General features: G+C 43.9%; 15 protein-coding genes. 7 read left to right on the top strand and 8 right to left on the bottom strand.

Annotated features, from left to right (window positions below; translation table 11 throughout):
- Positions 1–29 precede the first annotated feature (29 nt).
- The gene (locus KAI37_RS20595; RefSeq protein ID WP_179085948.1) at positions 30–191 is read left to right on the top strand and encodes a hypothetical protein; all 162 of its coding nucleotides are present in this window, start codon (positions 30–32) and stop codon (positions 189–191) included.
- Between the two features lie 100 nt (positions 192–291).
- On the opposite strand, the gene KAI37_RS20590 is transcribed toward KAI37_RS20595, so the two are convergent.
- Positions 292–687, bottom strand: a complete 396-nt coding sequence (locus KAI37_RS20590; RefSeq protein WP_220030128.1) for a hypothetical protein — start codon at positions 685–687, stop codon at positions 292–294.
- A gap of 25 nt (positions 688–712) precedes the next feature.
- Positions 713–1060 carry a hypothetical protein gene (locus KAI37_RS20585; protein ID WP_220030127.1) on the bottom strand — a complete coding sequence of 116 codons (348 nt, stop codon included), beginning with the start codon at positions 1058–1060 and terminating at the stop codon, positions 713–715.
- A 244-nt stretch (positions 1061–1304) separates the two neighbouring features.
- Between KAI37_RS20585 and KAI37_RS20580 the strand changes: the two genes are divergently transcribed.
- The 3 genes from KAI37_RS20580 to KAI37_RS20570 all read left to right on the top strand — a co-directional run bounded on the left by KAI37_RS20580 (position 1305) and on the right by KAI37_RS20570 (position 3635).
- Positions 1305–1952 carry a DUF1796 family putative cysteine peptidase gene (locus tag KAI37_RS20580; protein WP_220030126.1) on the top strand — a complete coding sequence of 216 codons (648 nt, stop codon included), beginning with the start codon at positions 1305–1307 and terminating at the stop codon, positions 1950–1952.
- The gene (locus KAI37_RS20575) at positions 1945–2571 is read left to right on the top strand and encodes a DUF1796 family putative cysteine peptidase (protein WP_220030125.1); all 627 of its coding nucleotides are present in this window, start codon (positions 1945–1947) and stop codon (positions 2569–2571) included. Before KAI37_RS20580 ends, KAI37_RS20575 begins: the two co-directional genes overlap by 8 nt.
- A 131-nt stretch (positions 2572–2702) precedes the next feature.
- Positions 2703–3635, top strand: coding sequence for an NAD-dependent epimerase/dehydratase family protein (locus KAI37_RS20570; RefSeq protein WP_025722218.1), 933 nt, complete (start codon positions 2703–2705; stop codon positions 3633–3635).
- A 66-nt stretch (positions 3636–3701) separates the two neighbouring features.
- Here the strand turns inward: KAI37_RS20570 and KAI37_RS20565 are convergent, their stop codons facing one another.
- From KAI37_RS20565 to KAI37_RS20545, 5 genes are all read right to left on the bottom strand, one after another.
- Positions 3702–4028, bottom strand: coding sequence for a PTS sugar transporter subunit IIB (locus KAI37_RS20565; RefSeq protein WP_220030124.1), 327 nt, complete (start codon positions 4026–4028; stop codon positions 3702–3704).
- A 29-nt stretch (positions 4029–4057) separates the two neighbouring features.
- Positions 4058–5494, bottom strand: a complete 1437-nt coding sequence (locus KAI37_RS20560; RefSeq protein WP_220030123.1) for a glycoside hydrolase family 1 protein — start codon at positions 5492–5494, stop codon at positions 4058–4060.
- Positions 5495–5563: 69 nt separating this feature from the next.
- Positions 5564–6859, bottom strand: coding sequence for a PTS sugar transporter subunit IIC (locus tag KAI37_RS20555; protein WP_025722215.1), 1296 nt, complete (start codon positions 6857–6859; stop codon positions 5564–5566).
- 18 nt (positions 6860–6877) lie between these two features.
- Positions 6878–7210, bottom strand: coding sequence for a PTS lactose/cellobiose transporter subunit IIA (locus KAI37_RS20550; protein WP_218638842.1), 333 nt, complete (start codon positions 7208–7210; stop codon positions 6878–6880).
- A gap of 236 nt (positions 7211–7446) precedes the next feature.
- Positions 7447–9372, bottom strand: a complete 1926-nt coding sequence (locus KAI37_RS20545) for a BglG family transcription antiterminator (protein ID WP_220030122.1) — start codon at positions 9370–9372, stop codon at positions 7447–7449.
- A gap of 158 nt (positions 9373–9530) precedes the next feature.
- Between KAI37_RS20545 and KAI37_RS20540 the strand changes: the two genes are divergently transcribed.
- Both KAI37_RS20540 and KAI37_RS20535 read left to right on the top strand, forming a co-directional pair.
- The gene (locus KAI37_RS20540; protein ID WP_013311738.1) at positions 9531–9929 is read left to right on the top strand and encodes an Rrf2 family transcriptional regulator; all 399 of its coding nucleotides are present in this window, start codon (positions 9531–9533) and stop codon (positions 9927–9929) included.
- A gap of 112 nt (positions 9930–10041) precedes the next feature.
- The gene (locus KAI37_RS20535) at positions 10042–10947 is read left to right on the top strand and encodes an NAD(P)/FAD-dependent oxidoreductase (protein ID WP_220030121.1); all 906 of its coding nucleotides are present in this window, start codon (positions 10042–10044) and stop codon (positions 10945–10947) included.
- 116 nt (positions 10948–11063) lie between these two features.
- Here the strand turns inward: KAI37_RS20535 and KAI37_RS20530 are convergent, their stop codons facing one another.
- A complete protein-coding gene (locus KAI37_RS20530; RefSeq protein WP_220030120.1) occupies positions 11064–12092 on the bottom strand; it encodes a LacI family DNA-binding transcriptional regulator in 1029 nt (342 codons plus the stop codon).
- A gap of 244 nt (positions 12093–12336) precedes the next feature.
- On the opposite strand from KAI37_RS20530, the gene KAI37_RS20525 reads away from it, so the two are divergent.
- A complete protein-coding gene (locus KAI37_RS20525) occupies positions 12337–13617 on the top strand; it encodes a glycoside hydrolase family 140 protein (protein WP_071642703.1) in 1281 nt (426 codons plus the stop codon).
- Positions 13618–13631 lie beyond the last annotated feature (14 nt).

Below are 13631 nucleotides of genomic sequence, written 5' to 3'. Positions count from 1 at the left end.
ACGTTGATTCAATAGTTAGGAGGGAGAGCATGACTTTTCCTGTCGTTGGAGACTTGTACAACCGTATTTTTGAAACCCAGCAGTCGCACCCGGATCTGAAGGTCGATTACGCAATATGGAACCGAATTAACACCTCGTTGCCGGAAGATTATAAGCTGCCGGATGCTGACATTTTGGAACGTCTGAAATAATCCGCACCATAAGGGCACAGACCATATAAAAAGGCAGGTCGGGCTTAAAACTCCGATCTGCCTTTAGTTCATTTTAGCTCATTGTCCATCCAGTTTTTCGTCAATCTTCATAAACGGAGCCTTGAATTATGAGCGGCCCCGTAACAACAGCACGACGGTCAGCTGATTGTACGGTCAAGCAGTATACATAAGGCTCTGCCTGTTCTCCCGTTTCCTCATAGCTTAACTCTGCAAATCCCTCCTGATAACAGGAATCCTGCAACCAATCCAGCATAGGTCCTCGCTCATCATTGCGACGCAATCGAATGTCCAACTCCCCGATATCCCAGTTGAGCAGCGGATTTTCCCATGCCAAAGAGACTTCAATGACAATACGTCCTTCAGATTCACTTGCAGGAATGATTAATGTAGAGAGCACGCTCTCCTGTTCGGTGACCTGAAAAGGCAGTGCATATGTGCCTGGCTCAGCTTTGTTTTGAACTGAATATTTCAACATACCTTCTTCCTCCTCTGCCCGTTCATTAGGGCGTCACGGTAAAATGACTGGCTGTACGCTTAGCGACAATGTTCCCGTTTTCCAAAAATTCAGTCAGGATAAACAGCGTTTCCGGATTGTAAATACTCGTTACCACTCGCAGGTAAAAAGGATTTTGGGCGGTCTCCATATCCTTGAGTTCTAGCACGGAGCCAGCTTCGGGAGAAGGGTTCAATCGAAGGAGCTGCCGTCGGAAAACGCCACTGTCATTTCCCATTTCCAGCAACACATCGACGGCTCTCTTTTCACGATTGAAAAAGGTCACATGGCAGCTTTGTATATGGGCGCTGTGGTAAGCGAGATGGTGATCGACGGTTAAAAGAAACACGGACATATGATGATGCCTCCTTGAATTCCGTTAGGTTACCAGCCTTAATATGATATGAAAAATAGCCGGGATTGGACTGGATAGTTGTACGCCTCTTTGACAAAAAGCGCATCGGTGTCCAACCCTTTTCGCCGTGCTGTGCATGTAATGTAGAGTGGAACAAACTACGGCTTGAAGTCCCTTTTCGACTACAGAAGAAGGGCTGAGCAGGATCTGAGGGAAGGGTCGTATTAAAAAAGGAGGCACGGCTATGAGACTCGCACAGCTGGCAGGGGAATATGAAGCGGTCTTCAGTCTGGGACAAAACTGTACACCTGCCATTCAATTGGAAAAGAACCGTTTGCGGCCGTTTGCCGGGGTACTGGATTGGATGATGTCTGACACGCTGTCCGATGTGAACCGCTTGCTTGAAAATCGGTTTGCCGGATTTATGGATTTGCCCAATTTAAGTGTCGTTGGTACGAGCCAACTGAATTATATGGTCAGAGATATCGCTTATAATGTGATCTCGGTACATGATTTTCCGCAGGAACGTAATACGTCCTCAGATCTGGTGACCTACCCCGAGTTCAAGGAAAAGATAGACCGTCGTATTGAACGTTTTTTTGCAAAAACACAGATGGCGAAGCGTAGCTTGTTCGTCCGTATGCTGGGAACCTATGAAGAAGTAGAGGAACTGGAACGTATTTTGTCGGGCATGGTAGCGAATGAATTTCGTTTGTTGGTGGTGAATTGTTCCGGCGTAACGGAGTTGATGGAGGTGGATTGGCAGCTTCCGCATGTATGCGCGGTGGAAATGCCTTTTGCCGATGTATGGAATTACAAGAGTGATCCGCACTGGCGTACTCTTTTTAAAGGGATGACCTTGTCTTCGGAAAGGGGAGGGCGTCGTGCTTGAGCGGTTACAGGGGGAATATGATGCTGTATTCAGTCTGGGTGGACATTGCTTGCCTTCCATTCAGCTGGATAAAAACGGACTGCGTCCATATGCGGGGCCGCTGGACTGGATGATTTCCGGTAACTTGTCACAGATCAGTCGCTTGCTGGAAGCCCGTTTTACCGGATTTATGGATTATGACAGTCTGCGTGTCACGGGGCATGATTATGGCGAGCATAACTTCATGGTCGAGGATGCATCCTATGGGATTACAGCGGCACACCATTTTCCGGTTAGCCAGAATACATCGGAGCAGCTGACTTCCTACCCTGCATTCAAAACGACGCTTGATCGCCGCATCGCACGTCTACTGGATCAATTCACGCTTGCGTCCCGTCTGCTACTGGTTCGTCTCGGGGGCAGTCGGGAGCAAGCGGTGGAACTACATGATGTGTTATTACAGAGGATTACACATGATTTTCGCTTGTTATACGTGGATTATACAGGGACTGATGGTGTGACGGAGCTGGACTGGGGGTTGGAGCGGCTGGTTTCAGTAGAGCTGCCACCTGAGGATATATGGAACGGTCAGGATGAGCTGTGGCGTTATATGCTGAAAAACGTGAGACTGCATGTCTGAGGTGCTGAGATTCTAGAGACACATTATAGATTGTCTTCGGACTGTGCTTGTGCCTGCGCCAAGCTATAGGGAGTCGCATAACATGATGCGAAGGGAAGTCATATGCTTCGGTTCAAAAGGAGGGTGAGCTAGTGAAGGCTTTGGTCACCGGGGGAGCCGGATTTATTGGTTCTCAGCTGGTACGTGCGCTTGCTGATTCGGGCATCAGAGTGCATGTGCTGGATAATCTGACGACCGGGAATATTGCAAATGTGGACCCGCGCGCGGTCATGCATATTGCGGATATTCGCAGCTCTGAAGCTAGGACGCTGCTGATTCGGGAAAGCCCGGATATTGTGTTTCACTTGGCCGCACAGGCGGATGTGCAGCAATCCATCCATCGGCCCGATGAGGACGCGGATGTGAATGTGCTGGGGACGATTCATTTGTTGCAGGCTTGTCATGAAGCCGGGGTGTCAAAATTTATATTTGCATCCACGTCCGGTGTATATGGAGAGCTGCAAAAGCAATGTATACAGGAAGACGATCCCGTGGAGCCCATTTCAGGCTACGGACTGTCCAAGCTGACCGCAGAATCGTATATTCGACTTTTTTATCGGCTGTACGGTATGAACTACACGATTTTGCGTTATGGAAATGTGTATGGTCCCGGTCAGGCCGCGAAGGGAGAGGGTGGTGTAGTCGCTCTCTTTATGGAGCGGCTGAAAAAAGGAAGCCCCTTGCTCATTCACGGTGATGGGACACAAACCCGAGACTTTGTGTACGTCAAGGATGTAGTTCGAGCGAATATGGCGGCTATTCATGCAGCGGACCAACGCACAGTACATGTAAGTACGGGACGAACGACGTCCATCAATCGACTGGCCTACGATTTACTAAAGCTGCATGGTTCGTCTGTCCGTCCTGTGTATTCACCAGCGCGAGCGGGAGACATTCACCATAGCTGTCTTAGTAACGCAGTCGCCAGACATTGGCTTCGTTGGGAACCGCTATACGGCATTTCTGCTGGTTTACAGGAAACGTATGTGAGCAGTATGGGCTCAGGCAAAGAAGGTATGTCGTGATAAAGAGCGCGCAACTCAAAAAAGAGACTGAGGAAACTCTCAGCCTCTTTTTCATATGAATAGCAATTAGATGTTCTCGCCAGCCAGCTTCAAGGCTTGGTCTAGGACAGCTGCACCGTTTCCTCTACCATAAGCCAACGTGTCAATGACATCTACAGGGATACCATAGGGAGCTGCAATTTCGGTTACTGCCTTTTTACGCATCCGAACTTGGGGTCCGAGCAAAATAGCAATCACAGAATCTGTAACGGATTCTAGCTCTTCCTTAATGGTGCTCTCGGGGATGGCTTCGATGCTCAGCTCTATGGATCTTGCTATTGCTTCTTTTTTCATTTTAGAAACCAAAATGGATGTGGACATACCCGCAGCACATGCCAAAATAATTTTTTTCATATTTGAGCGCCTCCAGAATTCATTCTTAACTACTTATACTCTTCATCCAGATCAGCAATAAATGAGCGTTCCTTGATAGCGGCTTGATACCAGTAGCCGGATTTCTTCAAATGCCGACTTCGATCATTGTCCAGGTTAATTTCCACCAGTCCATAGCGATTTTTAAAAGCATTCATGGGAGAAACGTTGTCTGTAAAGGCCCACAGCATATAACCTGTGCAGTTGGAGCCCGCTTCTACAGCTTGTAACGTGTAGTATAGATGCTCAGTTATAAAGTCAATACGATAGTCGTCCTGAATGATGTGTTCCTCATTTTTGAAAGCAGCTTCATTCTCAATGCCCATACCATTTTCTGCGACAAACCACTCGATATTGTGATATTCGTTCTTGATACGCATTCCCATATCGTAGATGATTTTCGGATAAATCTCCCAGCCCCGTGACTTGTTCATTCTTTTACCCGGAAGATCAAAATGCTCATAGTAGTAAGAGGGGTGGAAGGGGTTGCTTTCGTTCCACGCTTTACTCTGTGCTTTGACCCGGTGGGGATAATAGAGATTGATCCCGACATAGTCAACGGTATTGTCCTTAATCACGGTCAGTTCTTCCGTTGTAGCTTCAAATGCAATATCATGCTTGCCCATGAGATCGAACAATTCTTGCGGGTATTCGCCTTTAATAAGCGGGTCCAGAAATACTCGATTGTAAAATAAATCATACACATGTGCCGCATACTGGTCATGAGGGGCGCTTGATCGGGCATAAGTGACTTCGGGATTCAGAATAACGCCTATTTTAGCCCCGTGCTGACTATAGTTTTTTGCTTTGAAAAGCTGTACGCACTTCGCGGTAGCCAGCGTTTTATTATAGTTCCATTGCATCCACTTCCGCGTATTTTGTTCATAGGGATAGCGGAGGGCATCTAGATAGACACGAGTTTGTACAACAATAGGCTCATTAAACGTAAACCAGTGCTTGACCCGATCGCCGTACCGTTCAAACACTTTTTCTGCATATTTTACAAACAGTTCCACGACATGCTTGGAGGACCAGCCCTCATATTTATCCATCAAATAAGCGGGTACCTCATAGTGCTCCAGACAAATCATCGGCTCGACTCCGCTTGCAATCAGCTCATCAATGACTCGGCCCATATAATCCGCATACGCTTCATCCACCACTACATTCTCATAATCCGTTAAGAAGCGGGACCAATTAATAGAAGTACGATAATGGGTTAAACCAATCTGTTTCATCAGCGCAATATCTTCGGCATAGCGATTATAAAAGTCGGTTGCAACCGCGGGTCCATATCCATTGTGCCAGACATAGCGGTCATTTTTGTACCATTGGTCTAGGTATGAGTCCTGCCCTTCTTTTTTACCGCTCCAGCCCTCCGTCTGCCAGGCGGAAGCCGCTGCACCCATGATGAAATTCGACGGAATTTGTATCGTATGTTTAGCCATGACATGTTTCTCCTTTTCATTGATAAAGAATGCGTTTTCAATTAATTGATGTATTTCTATAGTAGCGCATTATTCAGTCGTTCGCTTGTTGGCAATTTTGACGAACGGGAAATAAATGATAATGGCTACCACAATACAAATGATCTGAGTTACGACGGCGCCAATACTTCCACCTGTAGACAGGTAGGCATTAATAATAGGCGGAGTAGTCCATGGAACCATGACGACGGCTTTACCTGCAAATCCAAGCAACGTCGAAAAGTAACCAATCGTTCCTGTGATGAGCGGAGTAATAATGAAAGGGATAGCCATCAATGGATTCAACATAATCGGAAGTCCAAAAATGACAGGCTCATTAATATTAAACAGACCTGGGCCGAGCGAAAGCTTTGTTATTTCCTTCATATCTTCACGCTTGGAGGCGATCATAATACAAATTAAGAGGGCCAGTGTAATCCCTGAACCACCGATACTCATGTACACGTCCCAGAAAGGCATCGTAATAATGTTCGGAATGGGCAGTCCTTGCTCATAAGCAGTCATGTTGACGGTAATCGCGCCAAGCAGCAGGGGTTCACGAATGGGCTTTACCATTTGGTTCCCGTGAATACCGATCACCCAGAAAATTTGCGCAACCAGCATCAGCACCAGTATACCTGGCAGTCCCTGTACTACGGTCTCCAGAGGTTTTTGCACCACATTATAGACAGCATCGTACAGATAGAGTCCCGTAAACTTATGAAAAAAGAATCCAAACATTGAGAAGACAGTCACCGTAATAATGGTAGGAATGAGTGCGGAGAAAGAAACGGCCACATTGCTGGGAACACTTTCAGGCATTTTGATTTTTAGCTTATCAGACTTGCCCAGTTTGCTGTATAGCTCAACGGATAGGATGCTTATGAAGATACCTAAAAACAAGCTCTTGGTATCCGTAAATTGACGGGCTATGACGTCTGTTACTTTTTGCATTTCACCGTTAACCATCAACTCTATCGTGGTTGGTGTCACAGAGATAAAACAGATTAAAGCAAGCAAACCGGGGAAGAGATTTTTCTCTCCATTAATTTTTCCTAGCTCCAGACCAATCATGAAAACAGCCAGAATGGTAAGGATATTCAAGCTGGCATAGTTAATGCTCGAGAAAATCGGTTTGTACTCAGCCAGGAATGAGAATGGCTTAAAATGGGCCAAACCATTGACCGGGTCCATGACCATATTGGAAATCAGCACAGCAAAGGCACCGACAATAATAACGGGCATCAATGTGATAAAAGCTGATTTGATCGCTATAATATATTTAAAATTGTTGATTGCATTTGCTACCGATGTGAGGCCGTCAACCAGTTTGTCTTTGAAAGCCATGGGATAGCGCCCCTCCCTCTACGATTTCGGTACGAATTGATCAATGCGTTCATACAGGTCTACAAACTCTAAGGCCATATCGCGAATGGTGATGGCATTCATCAAATGATCTTGAGCATGCACCATCATGACGGACATCTCTGTTTTTTCACCCGCTGCTTCCTTACGGATGATTCTGGTTTGAATTTTGTGGGAGGACACCAGTTCTTTTTTTGCTGAAGCTAATTCTTCTTTGGCTTCCTGAAATTTCCCCGCCTTTGCAAGCTCAATCGCCTCCATGGCCGAGCTGCGTGCATTCCCTGCGTATAATATAATTTGGAATACAATCTCTGTATCATCCATGTCCTCCATGTTCACGTCGTGCTCTGTAGATTCATCATTATTCACGTGATCTTCTCTCCTTTCAATGATCCCTTCGTATGGCTATTATAATTTGGAATCGCTTTCAACATAACGCACATTATTTCCTCTTCTTAACGGAAATAAATCGTTCTTTGTAGTTGAAGTCTCTATCACTAAACATAAAAAGAGAGAAACCCCAGCCATGTAGGCTTTAGATTTCTCTTTTTTTTACATACTTCTTATATTCAATAATTTTTATGCAACACTTCTATGAATTCTATATACGATTTGCAGCGAATAAGCTGTTGGACGAGCTGTTCATTATTTAAAATTTCAAGCAAAATATGATACATAGTCTGTAAATCCTCTGATTTGGTGCGCTGTATGCAGAGCATACAAATAAACTGCACCGGCTTGCCATCCCAGTCGATAGCTTTTTGTAATGTACAGATGGCCCAAAACGTAGAATCTGCGAAAGGTTCCATTGGATGCGGGATCGCGACAAAGTTGCCAAATGAAGTGGGGGAAACGGCTTCACGCTCTATCACAGATTGCAGCAGGGGGCCTTTTACAAGATCTGCTTCGTGTATTTTTTCGGCTATAAATTCAAGCACTTGGAGTTTGTTCTCAAACTTCTGCTGAAGAAAGACCATTTTTTTTCGTACATACTGCACAGCAGGAAGTCTGGCCTCAGAAATGGCTTGTTCAATTTTAGTAATATCGGAACCGCCTAAAAATGTATTCACATGGATCATGGGGATTGAAAGCGGTTCTGAAATGGGGATCGTGCTAATGACAAAGTCCAGTGTATCCAACGGCATTTGTTTCAGTTTATAAAATTCAGTGGTTCCCACGATATCCAACCTGGAACCGAAGACCGATTGAAGCTTGTAATACAGCAGCTTAGCGCTGCCGAGTCCAGAGGCACATACGATCATACATCTTTTGGGCGCGTCCTCCATTTTCTTTCTTTCCATCGCGACTCCGATATGAATGGCTAAATACCCAATTTCATTTTCCTCGATGTGTATATGAAGCCGCTGCTTGATGACCTCCGCAGCAATAATACCTGCTTCAAAGGCAAGCGGGTAATTGGCTTTGATTTCATCCAGCATAGGATTACGCAAATTCATTCCGTATTGATAGCGGTTGATCACCGGTTTGAGGTGAAGGCAAAATGCAATCAGCAATTCTTGATCGTTATGGATGTTCATCTTCAACTGCTGATCAATTTGGTCTAATATTTCGATAGTCAGTTCGTAGATATCTTTATCAATGATCTTTTTAATTTCCACTTCATCCATACGGGCACTAACGACGGTCCTTATACCCAATAGGTGAACAGCAATGTACGCAACTTCAACAAGTGGAAAGGAGTACTTCATGTTTTGTTCCAAGGCGGATACGATCTCAGTCGCCACCCTAAACTCTTTTTGCGCTTCGATTTTTTTCATCTCTTGAGGATAATACGAGACATACCTTTCTTCGCGAATACGCTTACATGCAATAGCGATATGAATGACCAGATTGTTCAGGGCAATGTCCGACAGCTGAATATCATGGATCTCAATACGATCCAGAATCACTTCTCTTATGAATTCCATCTCTTCGTTAGAGATCAGAGGAGGGGGGGACATCTGCTGGTCGCCTATTTCATCTATCCTATTAAATATATAGTCGGAAATGCAATAACGCAGCCTGGCCTCATTACCTTTGACTCGAATACCATGATAGGGTCTATTCTCCAGAGAAAGTCCGTAAGTTGCCAGTAACTTGCGTAGTTCTTTGAGGTCATTCTGTAAAGTAGATCGACTAACATACAGGATCTCGGCTAAATCATCAAGTTTAACATATGCATTGGTAAGCAACAGCTTTTTCATTAAAAAACGATTTCTGGCTTCAGAGGAATTCGCTAGTGGATAGGGCACATTATTTTCATAATCCTTTAATTGCTTCAGCAGATGATGAAATGCTTGTTCGTCCCGAACCTCTAACTTGTAGCCCGTTCCTTTAAGGGATTTAACTGCTGCTCCATGCTTTGACAACAGCGCACCTAATTCCTTTAAATCTGTTCGTATCGTTCGAGAGGATACCTTCAATGCATTTGCCAAGTGTTCTCCTTTGACCATCTGTTCAGCAACTAATATACGAAGAATATCAAAAATACGCAAAACGAGCCCCCTTTCTTAGCTGTTCTGATGAACAGTATACAACGGTTCGAGCGTAACCAAAAGAAGGATTGACAACAGCGTAACTCCTAGATGACCTTGACACACCAGCAGATTCAGAGATATAGTAGACACAATAAGTCTTTGATTGAGGTGTAGTTATGAAATTTACAAAAGCTACAAATTATGCGCTGCACACCATGCTCATGCTCGTTGCTGATTCGTCGGTTAAGCCGGTAGGTGTTCAGCAATTGGCCGAATCCCAAAATGTTTCGCCAACTTATCTTTCAAAAATTTTGACGAGGCTTGTGAAGGCTGGAATGATCGAATCCGTTTCTGGAGCCAATGGAGGCTATCGCCTATCCCGTCATAAAGATGATATTACCTTTTTGGATATTATCCATGCCATTGAAGGTACGAATTCTTTGTTTGAATGTGATTTTGTCCACGGATCTGAGTGCCTGATTCAAGCTGTAATGAGGGAAGCAGAGGAAAAAATGGAACGACATCTAAAAAATACGAAATTGGTCGATTTGGCGCAAAAGCAAACGCAAGTTTAAAAGTAAGCAACTTTAGATAGAAGGAGGGTGGTTGCCAATTATGTAAAGCGTTTTTTCGTTTTAATAACAGATATAATAAGTCTTTAATATCTTCGAAAAGGAGTTGAGTGCTATGCTGTACGATTGCGCTATTATTGGCGGAGGGCCCGCCGGATTGAATGCAGCCCTCGTGCTGGGCAGGGCAAGAAGAAGTGTGGCTTTGATTGATAATAATCGGCCGAGAAATGCGGTTACGCATGCGTCGCATGGTTTTATTACGAGAGACGGCGTAACGCCAGCCGAGTTCCGCCGTGTAGCTTATGAGGAAGTGCTGCGTTATCCGTCTGTCCATCATCTGCAAACCGAAGTTGTTTCGATTATGAAGAACGAATCCGGATTTGAGGTGCTTGATTCATCAGGTCTTCGCGTTCAAGTACGAAAATTGATATTAGCGACGGGCATAAAGGAGATATTCCCCGAGATCGAAGGTTTTTACCCGTTATACGGAAAAAGTTTGTTTAATTGCCCTTATTGCGACGGCTGGGAGTTGCGGGATCAACCGCTTGTCCTCGTCTCTGAATCGGCGGCTATATTTCATACAGCCAAACTACTCCTGAACTGGAGTAAGGATTTGATCGTCTGTACGAACGGTCATGCATCCCTGTCGGACGAACAAAAAGAACGGCTTCAATCCAAGGGAATTGTGGTAATGGATCAACCTGTTGCGTCGTTCATCGGTCACAATGGGCAGCTGGAGCATGTGCGCTTTACGGATGGCACTCAAGTCCCGAGGGTCGGCGGCTTCGTGACTCCACAGTTTGTACAAAGTGCACCGCTTGGAGAACATTTGGGCTGTGAAAGAACGGAGTCGGGCGGGATCAAGACGGATGAAGCGGGGAGAACCTCCATACCTGGTGTATATGCTGCTGGGGATTCATCGTACTTCATGCCTTCTCAGTTGATTTTTGCCGCGGCCGACGGCAGTCGAACCGCTGCGAGCGTAAATATGGATTTGACAGAGGAAGATTTCAACGAATGACGAGAAATTGAAAATGTCCAATATGCAATTGGATGATTAAAAAAAAGGCCGCCTATATGGCGGCTTTATTTTTTAATCATAGAGACAGTAAGCAATAATAAACCAATGATCATAGGTCATTTCAAGGCTAAACAAGATCTTCTTTCAATAACCTCTGTATTCACAAGAACCTGAGTATGATGCCCCTGATGATTGTTAAGCCTCTCCATAAGCAAGTTGACAGCAGTTCGGGCCAAAATATCCTTTTTCACATGAATAGTTGTGAGTTCCGGGCTAATGACCTTGGCTTCATGAATATTATCAAATCCCATGATGGAAATTTGTTCAGGCACTCGAATGTTCATCTCCTGAAACGTTTTAATGGCACTGATCGCCATATAATCATTTTCGCAAAATAGGGCCGAAGGTAGCTCATTCAATTCATGAATAGCTGTTTTAAATGCGTCCTGTGACATCACAAGCATGGGATGCATATCAAATGTAAGCCCATTTTCTATGGAAAGATTGTGCTCCTCTAAAGCCGCCATAAACCCTTCCTTTCGTTTTTTAAAGTTAAGAATTCTGGTACTGGATTGTACGTATCCTATCTTTCTATGTCCTGACTGAATTAAATATTGGCCTGCCTGATATCCACCAAGATAGTTGTTAATAGATACGAAACTGGCATCGACGTGTTCAAAGCAAGTATCCAAAATCACAATATTGGAATGAATGGATTGTATGGAATGAATAATCTCAGAAGTTAAATTGGTGCCAAGCAGAAGTATGCCTGAAGAGGGCTGATCTTTTTCCAAAGCAGATAACTCTTCTTCGAGGCTATGGCTATCAAAAGACGAAAAAATCAAGGTGTTTCCATGTTCTCTCACCTGATTGGTAATATGATGAATTAATTCATTGAAAAATGGAAGTGAATCATAATGCTCTGTTACGATGTCTGTATTTTTACAGGCCACAAAGCGTATCACATGATGATTTTTAATAACTTCCTTGCTTGTCTTCATGGTGCGTGGTTTATATCCATGCTCTTGGGCAATTTTTAGAATTTGCTCCTTGGTTTCTTCACTGACTCCAGGTTTATTATTAAAAGCAAGAGAGACAGCAGATTTAGAAACACCTGCAAGCCTTGCAATATCATCAATTTTCAATGTGGAACCCCCTATTGAACTAAACTACATAAATTATATCATTACTTAGCAAGAAAGTTTAGCTTATAAACTAAACTAAACTAAATAACTAAAAATAAAAATTTGTTGACCATTTATGATTTGTAATGTTAATATTCAAGTGTAAAGCGCTTTAATTTAGTTTATTTTGCGAAATAATCATATAAATTTAGTTATTTATTTAGTTTTGTTTAGAGAATTTTGTGAATACAGCAAGAGAGGAACGGTGATTCATTTGAGTTTAAACATTGCTGAAAATCAAAGAAGTTTTACAAAAGAGGACAAACCTTTTTTTTATTTGGCAGATACGGTTTGGAGTGTATTTACCAACGCGACGATAGAGGAGTGGAGCGATTATCTTGACTATCGGAAGATGCAGGGTTTCAATGTGTTGCAAATCAACATGCTCCGACAATGGGATGCAAGTGAATCGGATCTGAATCTACAGCCGTTTGCATTACTGGAAAATGGGGATTTCGACTACCATACATTAAACGAAGCTTATTTTGACCGGGCAGAAACCATGTTGAAAATGGCTGTAGAGCATGGGTTTGTTCCGGCACTGGTTCTGTTGTGGTGTAACTATGTACCGGATACATGGGCTGAAATGTTCCAAAAGGGTAATAAAATGCCGTTTGAATGCGTGGAACCCTATGTAACGTACGTCGTAAACCGTTTTTCTCGATTTGATCCTATTTTTCTGATTAGCGGGGATAGTGATTTTCCGACTGAACGCGCCAATTCCTATTATTTAAAAGCACTGGAAATTGTACAACAATTAAGCCCTGCAAGCTTAACTACGCTGCATATTCAAGGGAGATTGAGAGAAATTCCTCCAGCCTTTGAGAAACACAAGGGTCTTGGATTCTATATGTATCAATCAGGACATAACTCCCAGTTTCAACATGTAGCCCATGAGATTGCTCAACATTTCTATCATAAGCCGGATATACGGCCTGTCATTAATGGGGAGCCATGTTATGAACAAATTAGTTACAGCCGCAATGTGTATGGCAGATACACAGCACTGGATGCCAGAAAAGCAGCATGGCAAAGTCTCCTCGCAGGCGGGGGAGCGGGAATTACCTACGGGGCGCATGGCATTTGGAGCTGGCACAAGAAAGGAAAGAAATTCGGCATTGTAGAAGGGGAAGGATTCGATAGTCCCTATGATTGGAGAGCGGCATTGCGATTTGAAGGTGCGTGGGATTATTCCTTTATTAAATATTTGTTTGAAATGTATAACCTTATTGGCATAAAGCCGCTAGATATTGTTTTAAACAAGTCAGAGGAAATTAGAGCTGCGGGGAACGAGAATACCCTTATCTTGTATGTCCCATTTAACACGAAGGTGCGACTAAGTATCAACGTGCAGGATTACAAGTTTACAACGATTGATTTAGCCGGGAAGCGGTTTGCCCAAACCGACGTGTCCGTCCAAAAGGATCAATCGGTGCTAGACATGCACAGCTTTGAAAGTGATGTTGTCATCATCGGAACGAAATAAAAACAGAGAAGAAT

It is taken from the genome of Paenibacillus sp. S25 (assembly GCF_019454085.1).
Taxonomy (GTDB): domain Bacteria; phylum Bacillota; class Bacilli; order Paenibacillales; family Paenibacillaceae; genus Paenibacillus; species Paenibacillus polymyxa_B.
This window is presented reverse-complemented; position numbering and strand designations above follow the sequence as displayed.